A 20,036-nucleotide genomic window follows, 5' to 3' on the forward strand; every position below is an offset into this window, starting at 1 on the left:
ATGAGCAAGGAACTGTTGCTGGTAGTCGACGCAGTCGCCAACGAGAAGGGCGTGCCGCGTGAAGTGATCTTCGATGCCATCGAGGCCGCCCTGGCCTCGGCAGCGAAGAAGCGCTATCCCGACGAGGAAGTACTGACCCGCGTGGTCATCGACCACAAGGACGGCAGCTACGAAACCTTCCGCCGCTGGGAAGTGGTGGCCGATGACGTGGTCATGGAATCGCCGGACCGCCAGATCCGCCTGATGGACGCCGTCGATGAAGCCGAAGGCGTCGAGGTCGGTGACTACATCGAAGAGCAGATCGAGAACCCGGATTTCGGCCGCATCGCTGCCCAGGCCGCCAAGCAGGTCATCGTCCAGCGCGTGCGCGAAGCCGAGCGCCAGCAGGTCGTGGATGCGTGGAAGGATCGCGTGGGTGAGCTGATCACCGGCGTGGTCAAGCGCGCCGAGCGCGGCAACATCTATGTCGACCTCGGCGGCAACGCCGAAGGCTTCATCCCGAAGGACAAGGGCATCCCGCGCGACGTGCTGCGCGCCGGTGACCGCGTGCGCGGCTACCTGGCCGAAGTGCGCTCGGAGCCGCGTGGCCCGCAGCTGTTCATCAGCCGTGCCGCCCCGGAATTCATGATCGAGCTGTTCAAGCTGGAAGTGCCGGAAGTCGGCCAGGGCCTGGTGGAAATCAAGGCCTGTGCACGTGACCCGGGCGACCGCGCCAAGATCGCCGTGCTGGCCCACGACCAGCGCACCGATCCGATCGGCGCCTGCATCGGCATGCGCGGTTCGCGCGTGCAGGCCGTGTCCAACGAGCTCAATGGCGAGCGCGTGGACATCGTGCTGTGGAACGACAACCCGGCCAACTTCGTCATCAACGCGATGGCGCCGGCCGAAGTGCAGTCGATCATCGTCGACGAAGACAAGCACTCGATGGACCTGGCCGTTGCCGAAGACCGCCTGGCCCAGGCGATCGGCAAGGGCGGCCAGAACGTGCGCCTGGCCAGCCGCCTGACCGGCTGGCAGCTCAACGTGATGACCCAGGACCAGGTCACCGCCAAGTCGGAAGCCGAGCAGGCTGCGGCCCGCCAGCTGTTCATGGACAAGCTGGAAGTGGACGAGGAAATCGCCGGCATCCTGGTCAGCGAAGGCTTCGGCACCGTCGAGGAAATCGCATATGTCCCGGTCGGCGAACTGCTGGCCGTGGAAGGTTTCGACGAGGACATCGTCGAAGAGCTGCGCGCTCGTGCCCGCGATGCGCTGCTCAATGAGGCCCTGGCAGTCGAGGAAGGCCTTGAAGACGGCCAGCCGGCGCAGGACCTGCTGTCCCTGAAGGGCATGGACGAAGCCACCGCATACGCGCTGGCCGGCCACGGCGTGCGTACCAGCGAGGATCTGTCCGACCTGGCCGCCGACGAGGTCATGGACTTCGGCATCGAAGGACTGGATCAGGCGCGCGCCGCCGCGCTGATCCTGGCCGCCCGAGCCGAGGAGATCGCCCGACTGGAACGCGGCGAATGAGCCGGCAATGAACAGGGCCCTGAGCCGCTCAGGGCGTAGAATCCGCGCCACCTCCACATGCGGGGGGGCGCCCACAAGATCATAGGATCCGAATGTCGCAGCAAACCACCATCCGCAAGCTTGCCGAACTGGTCAACACGCCGGTCGAAAAACTGCTGGAACAGCTGGCCGGTGCCGGCATGAAGTTCAGCGGTCCCGACCAGGTCGTGACCAGCTCCGAGAAGGTGAAGCTCCTGGGCTTCCTTCGTCGTTCGCACGGCAAGCCCGAGCAGGCCCCGGAAGAGACCGATCAGTCTGCGAAGAAGATCACGCTCAACCGCCGGAAGCAGCAGGAAGTGACGGTCAATTCCGGTCGCAGCAAGACGACCGTGAATGTCGAGGTGCGCCAGAAGCGTACCTACGTCAAGGATGGTGCTCGCGCCATGACCCCGGACGAAGAGCGCGCCGACATCCTGCGCAAGCTGGAAGAGTCGCGCGCCCGCAACCTTGCCGAACAGCAGGCCCTGGCCGAGAAGGATCGTCTGCGCGACGAAGCCATCGTCCGTGCCCGTGAGGAAGAGGCCGCCGCCAAGGAACGCGCCGAGGCCGAGAAGAAGGCTGCCGAGGAAGCTGCGGCTGCCGCCAAGGCGGCCGAGACGCTGGCTGCCAGCAAGCCCAAGCGTGCTCCGATCGACGAAACCGCGCCGCGCCCGCCGCGCACCCCGGCCGCAGCCCCGGCTGCGCCGCGTGGTGCACCGCCGCCGCCGCGCAACGACGATCGCAACAACCGCAGCGCGCCGCGCAACGAGCGTGGCCCGGGTGACCGTTTCGCCGGCCAGATGCACCTGTCGGCCGCCGACCGTGCGCGTCGTGGCAACAGCAACAACAGCAACACCCGGGGTCGTCCGGGCGGGCGCAACCAGGCCGGTGGCCGTCGCGACATGTCGCGCGGTGGCAACAATGCCGGCCCGCACGCCTTCGAGCGTCCGACCGCACCGGTGGTGCGTGAAGTGGCGATCGGCGACACCATCACCGTGGCCGACCTAGCGCAGAAGCTGGCGCTGAAGGGCGGCGAGGTGGTCAAGGCGCTGTTCAAGATGGGCGTGATGGCGACCATCACCCAGTCCATCGACCACGACACCGCCGCACTGGTGACCGAAGAACTCGGCCACAAGGCGATCCGTGCCAACGACAACGACGCCGAAGACGCACTGCTGGCCTCGACCGGTGAAAACCAGGGCGAAGCCACCCAGCGTCCGCCGGTGGTCACCATCATGGGCCACGTCGACCACGGCAAGACCTCGCTGCTGGATTACATCCGCCGCACCAAGGTCGCCACCGGCGAAGCGGGTGGCATCACCCAGCACATCGGCGCTTACCACGTCGATACGCCGAAGGGCGTGATCAGCTTCCTGGACACCCCGGGCCACGCCGCCTTCACCTCGATGCGTGCGCGCGGCGCCAAGCTGACCGACATCGTGGTGCTGGTCGTGGCCGCCGATGACGGCGTCATGCCGCAGACCAAGGAAGCGATCCAGCACGCCCGTTCGGCGGGTGTGCCGCTGATCGTGGCGATCAACAAGATCGACAAGTCCGACGCGGATCCGATGCGGGTCAAGAACGAACTGCTGTCCGAGCAGGTCGTGGCCGAAGACTTCGGTGGTGACACCCAGATGGTGGAGATCTCGGCCAAGACCGGCCTGGGCATCGACGACCTGCTGGACGCCATCTCGATCCAGGCCGAACTGCTGGAACTGAAGGCGGTCGATGAAGGCCGCGCCTCGGGCGTGGTGATCGAATCGTCGCTGGACAAGGGCCGCGGCCCGGTCGCGACGGTGCTGGTGCAGCAGGGCCGCCTGAAGAAGGGCGACTACCTGGTGTGCGGCATCCAGTACGGCCGCGTGCGTGCGCTGTTCGACGAAACCGGCAAGCAGCCGGAGTTCGCCGGCCCGTCCATCCCGGTGCAGGTCCTGGGCCTGTCCGGCGTGCCGGAAGCTGGTGACGACTTCGTGGTCGTCGAGGACGAGCGCCTGGCCAAGGACGTTGCCCAGCAGCGCGAGACCAAGCGCCGTGAATCGCGCCTGGTGGCCACCGCTGGCAGCCGCATGGAAGACATCATGGCGACCCTGGGCAAGGGCGAGGGCCAGCAGGTCCTCAACCTGGTCATCAAGGCCGACGTGCAGGGTTCGGTGCAGGCGCTGAGCCAGGCACTGGTCGCGCTGTCCAACGAAGACATCCGCATCAACGTGATCCACTCCGGCGTGGGTGGCATCACCGAGTCGGACGCCAACTCGGCCGCCGCTTCGAAGGCCACCGTCATCGGCTTCAACGTGCGTGCGGACGCTTCGGCCCGTCGCATCATCGAATCCAATGGTGTCGACCTGCGTTACTTCTCGATCATCTATGACGTGATCGACCAGGTGAAGCAGGTGGCCTCCGGTCTGCTGGGCGTGGAGATCCGCGAAGAGATCATCGGTATCGCCGAGGTCCGCGACGTCTTCCGCAGCTCGAAGCTGGGTGCCGTCGCCGGCTGCATGGTCATCGAGGGTGTGGTCAAGCGCAACAAGCCGATCCGCGTCCTGCGCGACAGCGTGGTGATCTTCGAGGGCGAGCTGGAATCGCTGCGTCGCTTCAAGGAGAACGTCGAGGAAGTCCGCAACGGTACCGAATGCGGTATCGCGGTGAAGGCCTACAACGACGTCAAGCCGGGTGACCAGATCGAGTGCTTCGAACGTATCGAAGTGCCGCGCACCCTGTAATGCTGCAAGGTGGCCCGACCAACGGTCGGGCCCCACCATGTACCTGTAGCGCCCGACCGTTGGTCGGGCGACAATCGAATCAAAGGTAGTGCCCGACCGTTGGTCGGGCGACAACTGAACCAAGAGCTCCTCGTGCCCAAGACTTTCCATCGAACCGACCGTGTCTCCGCCCAGCTGCGCCGTGAACTCGGCACCCTGGTGCACAACGCCGTGCGCGAGCACGGGTTGCCCTCGGTGAGCGTGTCCGACGTGGAAATCACCCGCGACATGGCCCATGCCAAGGTGTTCGTCACCGCGCTGATGCCGGAACGTTCGGCTGAAGCCGTGGCCGGCCTGAAGGAACTGGGCTACCGCCTGCGCATGGACCTGGCCCGCGCGATGAAGCTGCGCCACGTGCCGGAGCTGCATTTCCACTACGATGACTCGGTCGATCGTGGTGAGCACATCGACAACATCCTGCGCGACCTGCCCGACACGCTGGCCGCCGAGAAGCGTCGCGAGAGCGACGAAGAATAACCGCGCGACGCCGGGCATGCCCGGCGTTGCTGCATTCCGGCTGCGCGATGTCTGATGCAGGCCGCGCTGCGGCAGCCGAGCATGGCCCGTCCCAACACTTTCCTGTCATGACCCGAATTCAGTTCCGTCGCCTGGATGGCATCCTGCTGCTCGACAAGTCGACCGGCATGAGCTCCAACGCCGCCCTGCAGGTGGCGCGCCGCCTGTTCCGCGCCGAGAAGGGCGGCCATACCGGCAGCCTCGACCCGCTGGCCACCGGCCTGCTGCCGCTGTGTTTCGGCGAGGCGACCAAGATCGCCGGCCTGCTGCTGGGTTCGGCCAAGGCCTACGACGCCGAGATCGTGCTCGGCCAGACCACCGATACCGACGATGCCGAAGGCCAGGTACTGCTGCAGCGCCCGGTGCCGGCGATCAGTGCCCAGGCCCTGCAGGCTGCGCTGGCGCCGCTGACCGGCACCATCCGCCAGCGTGCCCCGATCTATTCGGCGCTGAAGCAGGGCGGTGAACCGCTGTATGTGAAGGCCCGCCGCGGTGACGTCATCGAAGCGCCCGAACGCGAGGTGCAGGTACACGCCATCGAGGTGCTGGAGCAGCAGCCGGAACGGCTGCGGCTGCGCGTGACCTGTGGTTCCGGCACCTATATCCGCAGCCTGGCCCGCGACCTCGGCGAACGCCTGGGCTGTGGCGCCCACATCAGCGCGCTGCGCCGGCTCTGGGTCGAGCCGTTCCGCGAGCCTGCCATGGTCACCCTGGACCAGCTGCGGGCGATGGTCGAGGCCGGTGACGAGGCTGGCATGGACGCGTTGCTGCTGCCGCTGGCGGCCGGCCTGGCTGAATACCCGAGGGTCGACCTGGACGCCGACCAGGCCCACCGGTTCTGCGTGGGCCAGCGCCAGCGCGACCTGTCCTGGCCGCGCGGCCTGGTGGCCGTGTTCGGTCCGGACGATGCTGTCCAGGGCCTGGGCCAGGTCGACGAGAGTGGCCTGCTGGCCCCGCAGCGCCGTTTCAACCTCTGACCGGGGCCTGCCGGTTCAGCCCCGGTCCTTGTCCCGGACGCCCCCGGCCGTTACAATTTCGCGGCCGTTTTCCGGCAACCTGCCTCGCGCAGGTTTCATCCTCGTAGTCCACGGCGAGCCTGGCGGTGCGCGAAGCGCGTTCCTGCCGGCCACGCATCACAGAGAAAAAAGAAATGTCGATCGACACCCAGAAGGTCATTGAAGACAACAAGCGCAGCGCGGCTGACACCGGCTCCCCGGAAGTCCAGGTTGCACTGCTGACCGCCCGCATCGAACTGCTGACCGGCCACTTCAAGACCCACAAGAAGGACCACCACAGCCGCCGCGGCCTGCTGCAGATGGTCAACCGCCGTCGCAGCCTGCTCGACTACCTGAAGAAGAAGGACGTCGAGCGCTACAAGGCCCTGATCGAGAAGCTTGGCCTGCGTCGCTAAGCAACGAATCCCCCGCGGCGCAGCGATGCGCCGCGGTTTTGTTTTGTAGTACCGCAATCCCCGATTCAGGCCGGAACGATCCGGCCACCCGCTGGCGGCAAGGGTCGCCGACGGTCCAAATTCGCAGACAGCATCCCCAAGGACACCCTCCGTGGCAAAAATCACCAAAACCTTCCAGTACGGCAAGCACACCGTCACGCTTGAGACCGGCGAAGTCGCCCGTCAGGCCAGCGGCGCCGTCATCGTCAAGATGGACGACACCGTACTGCTGGTCACCGCCGTCGCCGCCAAGAGCGCGCGCGAAGGCCAGGACTTCTTCCCGCTGACCGTCGATTATCAGGAAAAGTTCTACGCCGGCGGCCGTATCCCGGGTGGTTTCTTCAAGCGCGAAGGCCGTGCGACCGAGAAGGAAACCCTGATCTCGCGTCTGATCGACCGTCCGATCCGCCCGCTGTTCCCGGAAGACTACAAGAACGAAGTGCAGATCATCGCCACGGTGATGTCGCTGAACCCGGACGTGGACGGTGACATCCCGGCCCTGATCGGTGCTTCGGCTGCCCTGGCCCTGGCTGGCACCCCGTTCATGGGTCCGATCGGCGCGGCCAAGGTCGGTTACAAGAACGGCGAGTACATCCTGAACCCGACCGTCAGCGAACTGGCTGACTCGCAGCTGGAGCTGGTCGTCGCCGGTACCTCCAACGCCGTGCTGATGGTTGAATCCGAAGCCGCGCTGCTGTCCGAAGAAGTGATGCTGGGCGCCGTGACCTTCGGTCACCGCGAAATGCAGAAGGTCATCAACGCGATCAACGAGCTGACCGTCGAAGCCGGCACCAAGCCGTCGACCTGGGAAGCCCCGGCCAAGAACGAAGCGCTGATCTCCGCCCTGAAGGAAGCCATCGGCCCGCGCCTGGGCGAAGCCTTCCAGGTGCGTGACAAGCTGCAGCGCCGCGACGCCATCTCGGCGATCAAGAAGGACGTGTTCGAAGCCCTGGCTGGTCGCGTGGCCGCTGAAGGCTGGAACCCGGCCGAGCTGTCGAAGGAATTCGGCGAGCTGGAATACCGCACCATGCGTGACTCGGTGCTGGACACCAAGGTCCGTATCGACGGCCGTGCGCTGGACACCGTCCGCCCGATCACCGTGAAGACCGGCGTGCTGCCGCGTACCCACGGTTCCTCGCTGTTCACCCGTGGCGAAACCCAGGCCATCGTGACCATCACCCTGGGCACCGCCCGTGACGGCCAGGTCATTGACGCCGTTGCCGGTGAGTACAAGGAAAACTTCCTGTTCCACTACAACTTCCCTCCGTTCTCGGTGGGTGAGTGCGGCCGCATGATGGGCCCGAAGCGCCGCGAAATCGGCCACGGTCGCCTGGCCAAGCGCGGCGTGCTGGCTGTCATGCCGTCGCTGGAATCCTTCCCGTACACCATCCGCGTCGTCTCGGAAATCACCGAGTCGAACGGTTCCTCGTCGATGGCATCGGTCTGCGGCTCGTCGCTGGCCCTGATGGACGCCGGCGTGCCGGTGAAGGCGCCGGTGGCCGGTATCGCCATGGGCCTGGTCAAGGAAGGCGAGCGCTTCGTCGTCCTGTCCGACATCCTGGGTGACGAAGATCACCTGGGCGACATGGACTTCAAGGTGGCCGGTACCGCTGAGGGCATTTCCGCCCTGCAGATGGACATCAAGATCGAAGGCATCACCGAAGAGATCATGAAGCAGGCTCTGCAGCAGGCCAAGGCTGGTCGTCTGCACATCCTGGGCGAAATGGCCCACGGCCTGACCGCTCCGCGTGAAGAGCTGTCCGACTACGCGCCGCGCCTGCTGACCATCAAGATCCACCCGGACAAGATCCGCGAAGTGATCGGCAAGGGTGGCTCGACCATCCAGGCCATCACCAAGGAAACCGGCACCCAGATCGACATCCAGGATGACGGCACCATCGTCATCGCTTCGGTCAATGCCATCGCTGCCCAGGCCGCCAAGGCCCGCATCGAGCAGATCACCTCGGACGTCGAGCCGGGCCGCATCTACGAAGGCAAGGTCGCCAAGATCATGGACTTCGGTGCGTTCGTCACGATCCTGCCGGGCAAGGACGGTCTGGTCCACGTGTCGCAGATCTCCAGCGATCGCGTCGAGAAGGTCGGCGACGTGCTGAAGGAAGGCGATGTGGTCAAGGTCAAGGTGCTGGAAGTCGACAAGCAGGGCCGTATCCGCCTGTCGATGAAGGCCGTGGAAGAAGGCGACGCCGTCAGCGCCGAATAATCGGTACTGCTGATTGTGCGGTGGGTGAGGCCCGTCGGTCCTCACGCTTTCGCAAATGAAAAAGCGGGCTTCGGCCCGCTTTTTCTTTGCCTTGATGTCATGCAGTGCCGCTCATCCAGGTCGCTGCATGTCCTGCTGCAGTGCGTGAGCGCCGCCACGTGGCCATCGTTCTGTCACGGTTGCGCGGATCACGAATGTCCACGGGACGACATGCCGCGACAACCGTCCCACAGCCACATCGGTTTGCTAACGTGGCGGCGCCTTCGAACCGGGAGATCCCATGTTCCGCCAGACCGTGGCCGTCCTTGCCGTGCTGATCGCCGGTGCCGTGCCCATCGCTGCGCGCGCTGCGCCGGCGCCGCCGCCGATCTTCGGTGCCTACTACCCCGGCGGCTCGGCCGAGCGCTATCCGGTGTCGAGCATTCCCGCCGAGCGCCTGACCCATCTGTTCTATGCGTTCTCCACCATCGAGGACGGCCGCTGCGCGGTCGGCGCGGAAGCGCCGAAGAACTTCGCCGCGCTGGCCGAGCTCAAGAAGGCGCATCCGCACCTGCGCACGCTGATTTCGATCGGTGGCTGGGGTGCGGGTGGGTTCTCCGATGCAGCGTTGACCGAGGCCAGCCGCAAGCGCCTGGTGGACTCATGCATGGCACTGTTCTTCGATCACCATGCCGGCAGCTTCGATGGTGTGGATATCGACTGGGAGTTCCCGGTCAGTGGCGGGCCGAAGGAGCTGGCGCATCGCCCGCAGGATCGCGCCAACCTGACCAGGCTCGCGCAGGCGTTCCGCGTGGCACTCGACGCGCACGGGCGCAAGGTGGGGCAGCCAATGCTGCTGAGCGCCGCGCTGGCCGCCGGTCGCCTCCAGACCGATGGCCCCTATGATCCGGCGGCGAGCTACGACCTGCCGGCGCTGGCCAAGGTGTTCGATTTCATCAACCTGATGAGCTATGACATGGGCACCGGCTTCTCATCGGTGTCGACCTTCAATGCGCCCCTGCATGAAGTGCCGGCCGATCCGCTGGCGCCGGAGCTGCGGCGCTGGAACAACGTGGCCGGCGCGGTGCAGTACTACCGCGAGCACGGTGTGCCGGCCGACAAGCTGGTGCTGGGCGTGCCGTTCTATGGGCGCGGCTTCAAGGTCACCGGCGATGCGCCGGATGGCCTGTATCAGCCCTACAGCGCACCGGCCGACGCCGGCGACTGGCGGGTGATCAAGGCGCGCTATCTCGACCAGCCGGGTTGGGTGAAGCACTGGCAGCCGCAGGCGCAGAGCCCGTGGCTGTACAACGCCGTGCAGAAGATCTTCATCAGCTATGAAGACCCGCGCTCGATCGGCCTGCGTGCCCGGTTCGCCCGCGAGCAGGGCCTGGCCGGGGTGTTCATGTGGGAGCTGACCGGCGACGACGAGCAGGCCAGCCTGCTCAACGCGATGCTCGGCCCGTGGCAGAAGGCGCGCATCGGCGATTGAGTCACTGGTGGCGCCGGGCCATGCCCGGCGCCAGGCGGCAACGCCATCGGCCCGACACCGCACATTGCGACGACGCCGGCGGCGCTACGCTTTGGGCATGATCCATCTCGAACGCCTGGACCACCTGGTCCTCACCGTCGCCGACATCGAACGCAGCTGTGACTTCTACCAGCGCGTGCTCGGCATGCAGGTCGTGCGCTTCGGCGCTGGCCGTACCGCGCTGCAGTTCGGCCAGCAGAAGATCAACCTGCATCCGGCCAGCGCGCCACTGCAGCCGCATGCGCTGCGACCCACGCCGGGCAGTGCCGATCTGTGCCTGGTCACGCATACGGCAATGGTCGATGTGCTGGCGCACCTGCAGGCGCAGGCCATCGTGGTGGAGGAGGGGCCGGCCACACGTACCGGTGCGCTGGGACCGATCGAATCGGTGTACTTCCGCGACCCGGATGGCAACCTGATCGAAGTGAGTCGTTACCCGGGCGAAGAACACCCGCAGCGGTAGCGCCGGGCCATGCCCGGTGAAGGCTTAGTTGGCCCAGACGCTGTTGGGGTCGCCGTTGCGGGCGCGGCGCTGGCTGGCGACGGCCAGGCGAGCGAAGCCGAAGGCCATGGCCAGCGCGATGGCATCGACCCAGAACAGCGGCCAATGGCCACGCGCGGCGGCGCGCCACAGCCAGTCACCATTGAGTGCGCCGTGCAGGACCGGCACCAGTGCAGTGCTGAGCGCTGCGGTCCACAGCAGCTCGCGCGCCGCCTGCGCGGGGCGGCGCAGTGCAGCCCACAGCGCACAGGCTGCCCAGCTGCCGAAGCAGGCCCAGCGGATGCCATGGTCGACCGCCGACGGTGCCAACCGCTCCAGCACCAGCGCGGTGATGAAAGCGACCGAGATCGCCACGCACAGGCCGATGCACACGCCAACCGTGGCCCGTGCCATGTTCACCCCAGCACGCGGCTGTTGCGGCTGGCGACGCTTGCGCCGCGACTCGATCCACAACAGGTTGCCGGAGTAGAACAGGAACGCACCGCCGAGGCCGAGCAGGAAGTACAGCCAGACCACCACGCCGTTGCCGAACTCGCCGAAGTGCAGGGCATAGGCGGCGCTGAGCGTGGCATGGTTGGCATCGCGCTGGCCCGGCAGCTGGGAGGCCAGGACGTTGCCAGTGGCCACGTCCAGGGCCACCGAACCGAGCGGCCCGAGTGTGCCGGTGGATTCGCCCGTGATCTCGATCGTGGCGCTGGCATCGCCGGCGTTGGCCAGCTTCAGGTAGGCCGGCTCGAAGTTGGCCACGCCCTGTGCGCGTGCTACTTCAAGCGCGCGCGCATGCAGCAGGCGCAGGCTGCCCGGCGGTGCCGGGATGCCACTGGCGTCGCGCACCGGCGCGGTGTCCATTGCAGTCGGTACCGCCTGCAGGGCCTTGCCGTCGTAGATCAGTGGATTGAGCAGGGCCATCTGCACGAACACCAGGCAGAGCAGGGCGCCAGTGACCGCGAACATCAGGTGGAAGGGCAGGCTGAGCACGCCGATCACGTTGTGCGCGTCCTGCCACAGCTGCTTCAGGTTGCGGCCCGGACGCAGCGCGAACAGGTCGCCGAACAGCTTCGGCAGGTGGATCACCAGGCCGCTCAGCAGCGCCATGCCATACAGCAGGCTGACGATGCCCATCACGTAGATGCCGGCCACCGGTAGTCCGAGGCTGTAATGCAGTTCGTTGACCAGTTCGGCCAGCCCGGTCTGTGGCGGCGTCGGGCTGCCGGCGATCTGGCCCGGCCAGGCATAGCGCCAGCTGCCGTCGTCGGCCTGCCAGTAGGCCAGGGGTTGCGGATGTTCGGCGCCGGGGAACGTCATGCCGACGTGGCGGCGGGCTTCCGGGTGTGCCGCCAGCACGTCTTCCAGCAGGTACTGCGCATCGTCCAGGCCCGCCGGCAACGCGGTGGCTGCACCGGGCGTCTGCCACAGCGGCAGGTCGTGGTGGAACAGGGTCAGCGCACCCGCGTAGAAGGCCACGAACAGGCCGAAGCCGGCAACCAGGCCGACCCAGGTGTGCAGGGTGGTGAACGTACGCAGGGTCTGCGAGCTGAACTTCATGGGGGGAGTCTCATTGCACCGCGCCGGTCAGGCGCAGCAGCGTCAGCACGGCGAAGCCGGCCGCAGCGCTGCCGGCCAGTGTCACCCAGGCGCGCAGCGCGCTGCGGAAGCTGAACGCCCACAGGGCAGCCAGCATCCACAGCGGGATGAACGTGATCAGGCTGGGCACCAGCGCGTTCTGCCAGGGGCCCGGCGGCAACCACGTCACCAGCCCGGTCGCGGCGGCGGCCAGCAAGAAGCCGGCCACGATGCCGGCGAAGGCGCGCGGCCACATCAGGGCGACTCCGTGCCCGGGCGATGCCAGGCGGCCAGTGCCGGCAGCAGCATCGCGGCCAGCATCCAGGTGCACAGCATCGCCACCAGGCCAGCGGCAAAGCCGAGTTCGGCCATCCACAGCCACAATGCGGCAGCCGCGGCGACCAGGCCGATCTGGCGGCCGAGGCGGCCGGCGCGGCGCAGGCGGGGCCAGCGGCAGTGCGGCGAGGCGGCATAGAAGGCCAGTGCCGAGAACATCGCTGCCAGCATGCCCAGGCTGCAGAAGCCCAGCGTGGAAAGGCCGACGGTGATCATTGCGGGCGGCCGCCATGGCAGCGGGCCAGCGAACGCGGGGCACGGGCGGGGCCGGCGTGAGCCGGTCGGAGCGGGTGGCGCATCACGAGATCCTGGGGGGAAGCGGGCAGGCTGGCACGGGGCGGGCTGCGCGGACATGGTAATCATTGCGTTTTCACGCCGCCAGCGAGGACCATTCAGCGGACCGTACGGTAGGCCTTGGGCTTTCCGGTGTGCTGGTTTAAGATCGTCGCAGAACCCTGACTGGAACAAGGTGGCCCGCGCCCAGCGCCGGCCGAGCGTGCGACATGAGCACTACCACCGCCCACTGTTGACCTGCCCCCGAAGGCCCTGTGTTCCAGGCGCCCTCGCGGCGCTTTTTTATTGCCCGGGCAATGGCCCGGGAACGCTTTCCAGCCCGCCCAGCGGGCCCCGCACGAAGCCAATGCGATGATCAACATTACCCTTCCCGACGGCAGCCGCCGCGAGTTCGAAAACCCCGTCAGCGTCATGGACGTCGCCCAGTCGATCGGTGCCGGCCTGGCCAAGGCCACCATCGCCGGTTCGGTCGATGGTGTGCTGGTCGATGCCAGTGACGTCATCGACCACGATGCCAGCCTGCGCATCATCACCGCCAAGGACGAGGAGGGCGTGGAGATCATCCGCCACTCCTGCGCCCATCTGGTCGGCCACGCCGTCAAGCAGCTGTACCCGGACGTGAAGATGGTGATCGGCCCGGTGATCGCCGAGGGCTTCTATTACGACATCTATTCCGAGCGCCCGTTCACCCCGGACGACATGGCCGCGATCGAGAAGCGCATGGGTGAGCTGATCGCCCAGGATTACGACGTCATCAAGAAGATGACGCCGCGCGCCGAAGTGATCGAGATCTTCAAGGCCCGTGGCGAGGACTACAAGCTGCGCCTGATCGAGGACATGTCCGACGACATCCAGGCGATGGGCATGTACTACCACCAGGAATACGTGGACATGTGCCGCGGCCCGCACGTGCCGAACACGCGCTTCCTGAAGGCCTTCAAGCTGACCCGCATCTCCGGCGCCTACTGGCGCGGCGATGCGCAGAACGAACAGCTGCAGCGCATCTACGGCACCGCCTGGGCCGACAAGAAGCAGCTCGAGGCGTACATCAAGCGCATCGAGGAAGCCGAGATGCGCGACCACCGCCGCATCGGCAAGCAGCAGGACCTGTTCCACCTGCAGGAAGAGGCGCCGGGCCTGGTGTTCTGGCACCCGAAGGGCTGGGCGTTGTGGCAGGTGGTCGAGCAGTACATGCGCAAGGTCTACCGCAGCAGCGGCTACGGCGAAGTGCGCTGCCCGCAGATCCTGGACGTGAGCCTGTGGAAGAAGTCCGGCCACTGGGACAACTACCAGGACAACATGTTCTTCACCGAGTCGGAGAAGCGCACCTACGCGGTCAAGCCGATGAACTGCCCGGGCCATATCCAGGTGTTCAACCAGGGCCTGCACAGCTACCGCGACCTGCCGATCCGCTACGGTGAGTTCGGTTCCTGCCACCGCAACGAGCCGTCCGGCGCGCTGCACGGCATCCTGCGCGTGCGTGGTTTCACCCAGGACGACGGCCATGTGTTCTGCACCGAGAGCCAGATCGAATCGGAAGTGACCGCGTTCCACCAGCAGGCGCTGGCGGTCTACCAGCACTTCGGCTTCGACGAGATCCAGATCAAGATCGCGCTGCGTCCGGAATCGCGCCTGGGCGACGACGCCACCTGGGACAAGGCCGAGGGCGCACTGCGTTCGGCGCTGTCCGCCTGTGGCGTGGAATGGCAGGAGCTGCCGGGCGAGGGCGCCTTCTACGGCCCGAAGATCGAGTACCACCTGAAGGACGCCATCGGCCGTACCTGGCAGCTGGGCACGATGCAGGTCGACTTCATGATGCCGGGCCGCCTGGGCGCCGAGTACGTGGACGAGAACAGCCAGAAGAAGCACCCGGTCATGCTGCATCGCGCCATCGTCGGCTCGATGGAGCGCTTCCTGGGCATCCTGATCGAGCACCATGCCGGCCAGTTCCCGGCCTGGCTGGCGCCGACCCAGGTGGTGGTGGCCAACATCACCGACGCCCAGGCCGACTACGTCTCGGGCGTGACCAAAACCCTTGCGGAGCAAGGCTTCCGCGTCAGCTCGGATTTGCGTAACGAGAAGATCGGCTATAAAATCCGCGAGCATACGTTGCAGCGCGTGCCCTACCTGCTGGTCATTGGTGACCGCGAGAAGGAAAATGGGGCTGTGGCGGTGCGTACGCGTTCTGGCGAAGACCTGGGCAGCATGAGCCTGCAGGCCTTCATCGAGCGGCTCCAGGCCGAGGGCGCGTAAGCAAAGGTCCGGTCCGGGGGCACAGGCACCCGGACCGGTTCGATACCCTTGGGAGAACGTAATATCAGCACCCCTGACAACAAACAGAACCGCAAGAATCAGGAAATCCGTGTGCCGCGCGTCCGCGTGATCGGCAGTGACGGAGAAATGATCGGCGTGTTGTCGCGCGACGAAGCGCTGTCCATGGCCGAAGATGAAGGCCTAGACCTGGTCGAAATCCAGCCGCAGGCCGATCCGCCGGTCTGCAAGATCATGGACTTCGGCAAGTTCAAGTTCGAAGCGCAGAAGAAGGCCAGCGAGGCCAAGAAGAAGACCAAGCAGGTCGAGATCAAGGAAGTGAAGTTCCGTCCGGTCACGGACGAGGGCGACTACCAGATCAAGCTGCGCAAGATGCGCGGGTTCCTTGAAGAAGGCGACAAGATCAAGGTCAACATCCGTTTCCGTGGCCGTGAAATGAGCCACCAGGAACTGGGTCGCGAAATGGCCAACCGGATCGAGACCGATCTGGGCGAGGACATCGTCATTGAATCCCGTCCGCGCCTGGAAGGGCGTCAGATGGTCATGATGATCGCGCCGAAGAAGAAGACCTGAGGCCTGACGGGCCGCCTCCGGGGCGCCTGGCTGAATGGTTCAGGGTAAGGGGACGCCACTGGCGTCCCTTTGCTTTTGCAGGATGCCGGTGAAATGCCGGCGCAAGGGGTGCTGGGGCTGGTGGCAAGGCGGTTTTGCCTGTATCATGCCCGGCTCGACCCACCCAGGACGGGTCGTACGCCGATCATGGCAGGACGGAAAGAGCGGCCCAGGCCGCCGCCAGATCAGTCAGAAACCAGGGTCAAATCCCATCAAGGACATTGCAATGCCCAAGATCAAGACCAACCGGGCAGCGGCCAAGCGTTTCCGCAAGACCGCCTCGGGCAAGTACAAGTGCGGCCACGCCAACCGTAGCCACATCCTCACGAAGAAAGCGACCAAGCGTAAGCGTAATCTGCGTCAGACGGGCCATGTCCGTGCAGAAGACGCAGGCCGTCTGGACCGCATGCTCCCTTACCTCTGAGGAACTGAAAAATGGCACGAGTTAAGCGTGGCGTACAGGCGCGTCGCCGCCACAAGAAGATTCTGGATCTCGCCAAGGGCTATTACAACGCCCGCCGCAAGGTCTTCCGCGTCGCCAAGCAGGCGGTCATCAAGGCACAGCAGTACGCCTACATCGGCCGTAAGCAGAAGAAGCGCAACTTCCGTTCGCTGTGGATCACCCGTATCAATGCGGCTGCCCGCATCAACGGCCTGAGCTACAGCCGCTTCATGAACGGTCTGCTGAAGGCCGGCATCACCCTGGACCGCAAGGTCCTGGCTGACATCGCCGTGCACGACGCAGCCGGTTTTGCTGCGCTGGCCGAAAAGGCCAAGGGCGCGCTGGCGGCATAAGTCCTTCCCGATGCCGTAACCGTTCATCCGGAACGGTGTCAGGTCAAGGCAATGCATGGGGAAGGGCGCAAGTCCTTCCCCATTCTTTTTTGGGTCCCGGCGAGGCCATGGCGGCAGCGCGGGGACGGCGGTGGCGACAGGGGTCGGCCCTTCGCGCATCGCGATGGCAGATCGACTGGAGTTCCGGCCCCCCATGAGCGACATCCAATCCCTCACCACCCAGGCGCTGGCCGATGTGGCCGCCGCACAGAGCCCCGACGTGCTGGAACAGCTGCGCGTGGCCCTGCTTGGCAAGAGTGGCAGCATCACCTCGCAGCTCAAGCAGCTCGGCGCCCTGCCGGCCGACGAGCGCAAGGCCGCCGGTGAAGCGATCAACCAGGCCCGCGACGCGCTGACCCGCGCGCTCGGCGAGCGCAAGGCGCTGCTGGAAGATGCGGCACTGGATGCACGCCTGGCCGCCGAAGCCATCGACATCACCCTGCCGGGTCGCAACGGCGACCGCGCCGGCCTGCATCCGATCACCCGCACCCTGGAGCGCATCACTGGCATCTTCGGCCGGCTGGGCTACGAGCTGTCGGAAGGGCCGGAGATCGAGGACGACTGGCACAACTTCGAGGCGCTGAACTTCCCGCCGCACCATCCGGCGCGCGCCATGCACGACACCTTCTACTTCGGCGACGGCCGCCTGCTGCGCACGCACACCTCCGGCGTGCAGGTGCGCTACATGGGTGACCACGCGCCGCCGCTGCGCATGATCGCCGCCGGCAAGGTGTACCGCAGCGACAGCGACCAGACCCATTCGCCGATGTTCCATCAGGTGGAAGGCCTGCTGGTGGACGAGCATTCGACCTTCGCCGACCTGAAGGGCACGCTGGCCGAGTTCGTGCGCGCCTTCTTCGAGCGCGATTTCGAAATGCGCTTCCGCCCCAGCTATTTCCCGTTCGTTGAGCCGGGCGCGGAAGTGGACATCGCCTGGCAGCAGCCCGATGGCAGCACCCGCTGGCTGGAAGTGCTGGGCTGCGGCATGGTCCATCCGAACGTGCTGCGCAACGTCGGCATCGATCCGGAGCGCTACACCGGCTTCGCCTTCGGCATGGGCGTGGAGCGCTTTGCAATGCTGCGCTACGGCGTCAACGACCTGCGTGCGTTCTTCGAGAACGACGTGCGGTTCCTGAAACAGTTCGCGTAAGCCGCAACCGTGTAGGGCCGAGCCATGCTCGGCTGCTCCCAAATTCGCAGGCCCAGGCGCATGCGCCGGGCCCACCAGGATGACACCATGAAATTCTCCGAAAACTGGCTGCGCAGCCACGTCCCGACCGGCGCTTCGCGCGATGAACTGAGTGCAGTGCTGACCGCCATCGGCCTGGAAGTGGAAGACGTGACCGCGCTGGGCGAAGGCCTCGACCACGTGGTCGTGGCACGCATCGTCGACGCGGTGCGCCATCCGGAAGCGGATCGCCTGCAGGTGTGCAGGGTTGATGCCGGGCAGGGCGAACTGCTGCAGATCGTGTGCGGCGCCCCGAACGCGCGCCCGGGCCTGGTCGCGCCGCTGGCGATGGTCGGTGCGCAGATCGGCGAGCTGAAGATCAAGCCGGCCAAGCTGCGTGGCGTCGAGTCCAACGGCATGCTGTGCTCGGCCAAGGAACTGGGCCTGGACAACGATGCTTCCGGCCTGCTGGAACTGCCCGACGACGCACCGGTCGGCCAGACCCTGGTCGAGTACCTGGGCCTGCCGGATGCCAGCATCGAGATCAAGCTGACCCCGAACCGCGCCGACTGCTTCAGCCTGCGCGGCATCGCCTACGACGTCGCCGCCGCCACCCGCAGTGAAGTGCTGGACTTCGCTGCCGACGCCATTCCGGCAGTCGGCAGCCGTGAGCTGAGCATCCAGCTCGACGCCGGCGCCGAAGCGCCGCGTTACCTGGGCCGTGTCATCGAAGGCGTCAATGCTGCCGCCAAGACCCCGTTGTGGATGGCCGAGCGCCTGCGCCGCAGTGGCGTGCGTCCGGTCTCGCTGCTGGTCGACATCACCCAGTATGTGATGCTGGAGCTGGGCCAGCCGATGCACGCCTACGACCTGGGCACCCTGCAGGGCAGCATCGCCGTGCGGCGTTCGCGCGCGGGCGAGACGCTGAAGCTGCTGGACGGCCGCGATGCTGCGCTGGACGACAGCTTCCTGGTGGTCACCGACGCTGACCGCGCGGTCGGCCTGGCCGGCCTGATGGGCGGCTTCGACACCCGCGTCACCGACGCGACCACCGCCGTGTTCCTGGAAGCCGCGCACTTCGCGCCGGCCGCGATCATGGGTCGTGGCCGCAAGCTTGGCCTGCACACCGATGCCGGCCATCGCTTCGAGCGCGGCGTCGATCCGGCGCTGCCGCGCACCGCGATCGAGTACGCCACCCGCCTGGTGCTGGACCTGGCCGGCGGTACCCCGGCACCGGTCACCGAGGCCGTGCGTGAAGCCGATCTGCCGCAGCCAGCGACCATCGTGCTGCGCCGCGCCCGCATCACCCGCGTGCTCGGCATCACCATCGACGATGCGGAAGTCGAGCGCATCCTGCGCGCGCTGGGCATGGACGTGGTCGCCGCCGCCGATGGCTGGCAGGTGGTCGCGCCGAGCCGCCGCTTCGACATCGCCATCGAAGAAGACCTGATCGAAGAGCTGGCCCGCATCCACGGTTACGAGCAGATCCCGACCACGCTGCCGGGCGGTGCCTCGCGCGTGGCGATGCCGAGCGAGACCCAGCTGGACGCGCTGAGCGTGCGCCGCCAGCTGATCGCCCGTGACCAGCAGGAAACCGTCAATTTCGCCTTCGTCGACGACGCGCTGCTGACCCAGTGGCAGCTGCGCGACGGCCTGGTGCCGCTGGCCAACCCGCTGTCGGCCGAACTGGCGGTGATGCGCCCGTCGCTGCTGCCGGGCCTGGTCGCCACGTTGGGCCGCAACGCCGCCCGCCAGTTGGGCCGTGTGCGCCTGTTCGAGCTCGGCCGCGTGTTCGCCCAGCAGGCCGGAGACGGCCAGCCGGCACCGCTGGAAACCCCGCGCGTGGCCGCTGCGGTCTGCGGTGAGGCGCAGGCGGTGCAGTGGGGCCTGCCGACCCGCAAGGTCGACTTCCATGACCTGAAGGGCGACCTGGAGTCGCTGGCGGCCGCCAGTGGCGCGCAGCTGGAGTTCCGCCCGTCCGTCCGCGCCTACGGTCACCCGGCGCGTTCGGCCGAGGTGTACCGCGATGGCGTGGCGATCGGCTGGATCGGCCAGATCCACCCGCGACTGACCCGGGCGATGGATATCGAAGCCGACGTCTACGCCTTCGAGCTGGACCTGGAGCCGCTGACGGCCCGCCGACTGCCGCGCGCCGGCGAGCTGTCGCGCTTCCCGGCGGTGCGTCGCGACCTGGCGTTCCTGGTGCCTGAACAGGTGGCCTGGGCCGATCTGGCGGCCACCGTCCGCCAGGCCGCCGGCCCGCTGCTGCGCGACCTGAACCTGTTCGACCGTTACGTCGGCCAGGGCGTCGAGCCGGGATTCAAGAGTCTCGCTATGGGCTTGATTTTGCAGGACAAGTCGCGCACTCTGACGGACCGCGACGTGGATGCGGTGGTGGCCGAGGCGGTCACTGCCATCGAGCGTGAACACCACGCCCGGATCCGCGGCTGAGCGGGCAGCACTCGGGGGT

The 20,036-nt window shown here is 66.7% G+C and carries 17 protein-coding genes; 14 read left to right on the top strand and 3 right to left on the bottom strand.

The window, feature by feature from the left end; all coding sequences use genetic code 11:
* The 8 genes from nusA to AC5P56_RS06155 all read left to right on the top strand — a co-directional run bounded on the left by nusA (position 1) and on the right by AC5P56_RS06155 (position 10,449).
* Positions 1-1,512: a transcription termination factor NusA gene (gene nusA, locus AC5P56_RS06120; protein WP_014647859.1), complete on the top strand. Its 1,512-nt coding sequence runs from the start codon at positions 1-3 to the stop codon at positions 1,510-1,512.
* A 92-nt stretch (positions 1,513-1,604) separates the two neighbouring features.
* Positions 1,605-4,250, top strand: coding sequence for a translation initiation factor IF-2 (gene infB / locus AC5P56_RS06125; protein WP_014647858.1), 2,646 nt, complete (start codon positions 1,605-1,607; stop codon positions 4,248-4,250).
* A gap of 132 nt (positions 4,251-4,382) precedes the next feature.
* Positions 4,383-4,766, top strand: coding sequence for a 30S ribosome-binding factor RbfA (gene rbfA / locus AC5P56_RS06130; protein ID WP_005410447.1), 384 nt, complete (start codon positions 4,383-4,385; stop codon positions 4,764-4,766).
* Between the two features lie 107 nt (positions 4,767-4,873).
* Positions 4,874-5,782 (top strand): tRNA pseudouridine(55) synthase TruB, encoded by a 909-nt coding sequence (gene truB / locus AC5P56_RS06135; RefSeq protein WP_014647857.1) that lies wholly within the window; start codon positions 4,874-4,876, stop codon positions 5,780-5,782.
* Between the two features lie 173 nt (positions 5,783-5,955).
* Positions 5,956-6,216, top strand: coding sequence for a 30S ribosomal protein S15 (gene rpsO / locus AC5P56_RS06140; protein ID WP_005417886.1), 261 nt, complete (start codon positions 5,956-5,958; stop codon positions 6,214-6,216).
* Between the two features lie 151 nt (positions 6,217-6,367).
* Positions 6,368-8,476: a polyribonucleotide nucleotidyltransferase gene (pnp, locus tag AC5P56_RS06145; protein WP_046431803.1), complete on the top strand. Its 2,109-nt coding sequence runs from the start codon at positions 6,368-6,370 to the stop codon at positions 8,474-8,476.
* Positions 8,477-8,756: 280 nt separating this feature from the next.
* The gene (locus AC5P56_RS06150; RefSeq protein ID WP_049405013.1) at positions 8,757-9,947 is read left to right on the top strand and encodes a glycoside hydrolase family 18 protein; all 1,191 of its coding nucleotides are present in this window, start codon (positions 8,757-8,759) and stop codon (positions 9,945-9,947) included.
* Positions 9,948-10,044: 97 nt separating this feature from the next.
* Positions 10,045-10,449 carry a VOC family protein gene (locus tag AC5P56_RS06155; RefSeq protein ID WP_032957457.1) on the top strand — a complete coding sequence of 135 codons (405 nt, stop codon included), beginning with the start codon at positions 10,045-10,047 and terminating at the stop codon, positions 10,447-10,449.
* Positions 10,450-10,473: 24 nt separating this feature from the next.
* On the opposite strand, the gene AC5P56_RS06160 is transcribed toward AC5P56_RS06155, so the two are convergent.
* The 3 genes from AC5P56_RS06160 to AC5P56_RS06170 are packed head-to-tail and all read right to left on the bottom strand — an operon-like array spanning position 10,474 to position 12,603.
* On the bottom strand, positions 10,474-12,033 hold the full coding sequence (locus AC5P56_RS06160) for a PepSY-associated TM helix domain-containing protein (protein WP_049442384.1): 1,560 nt from the start codon (positions 12,031-12,033) through the stop codon (positions 10,474-10,476).
* A gap of 10 nt (positions 12,034-12,043) precedes the next feature.
* On the bottom strand, positions 12,044-12,307 hold the full coding sequence (locus AC5P56_RS06165) for a hypothetical protein (protein WP_032957460.1): 264 nt from the start codon (positions 12,305-12,307) through the stop codon (positions 12,044-12,046).
* Positions 12,307-12,603, bottom strand: coding sequence for a hypothetical protein (locus tag AC5P56_RS06170; protein ID WP_005410439.1), 297 nt, complete (start codon positions 12,601-12,603; stop codon positions 12,307-12,309). The genes AC5P56_RS06165 and AC5P56_RS06170 overlap by 1 nt, the downstream gene beginning before the upstream one ends.
* A 429-nt stretch (positions 12,604-13,032) precedes the next feature.
* On the opposite strand from AC5P56_RS06170, the gene thrS reads away from it, so the two are divergent.
* The 6 genes from thrS (at position 13,033) to pheT (ending at position 20,017) form a co-directional block, all read left to right on the top strand.
* The gene (thrS, locus tag AC5P56_RS06175) at positions 13,033-14,934 is read left to right on the top strand and encodes a threonine--tRNA ligase (protein ID WP_032957627.1); all 1,902 of its coding nucleotides are present in this window, start codon (positions 13,033-13,035) and stop codon (positions 14,932-14,934) included.
* Positions 14,935-14,982: 48 nt separating this feature from the next.
* Complete coding sequence (gene infC / locus AC5P56_RS06180; protein WP_079222586.1) at positions 14,983-15,525, top strand: translation initiation factor IF-3; 543 nt, start codon at positions 14,983-14,985, stop codon at positions 15,523-15,525.
* Positions 15,526-15,790: 265 nt separating this feature from the next.
* The gene (gene rpmI, locus AC5P56_RS06185; protein ID WP_005410436.1) at positions 15,791-15,988 is read left to right on the top strand and encodes a 50S ribosomal protein L35; all 198 of its coding nucleotides are present in this window, start codon (positions 15,791-15,793) and stop codon (positions 15,986-15,988) included.
* Positions 15,989-15,999: 11 nt separating this feature from the next.
* A complete protein-coding gene (gene rplT, locus AC5P56_RS06190) occupies positions 16,000-16,359 on the top strand; it encodes a 50S ribosomal protein L20 (protein WP_005410435.1) in 360 nt (119 codons plus the stop codon).
* A gap of 193 nt (positions 16,360-16,552) precedes the next feature.
* On the top strand, positions 16,553-17,548 hold the full coding sequence (locus AC5P56_RS06195) for a phenylalanine--tRNA ligase subunit alpha (RefSeq protein ID WP_005417865.1): 996 nt from the start codon (positions 16,553-16,555) through the stop codon (positions 17,546-17,548).
* An 87-nt stretch (positions 17,549-17,635) separates the two neighbouring features.
* On the top strand, positions 17,636-20,017 hold the full coding sequence (pheT, locus tag AC5P56_RS06200) for a phenylalanine--tRNA ligase subunit beta (RefSeq protein ID WP_049442385.1): 2,382 nt from the start codon (positions 17,636-17,638) through the stop codon (positions 20,015-20,017).
* The last annotated feature ends 19 nt before the right edge of the window (positions 20,018-20,036 follow it).

Source organism: Stenotrophomonas sp. YJH_SMC_131 (genome assembly GCF_059367975.1).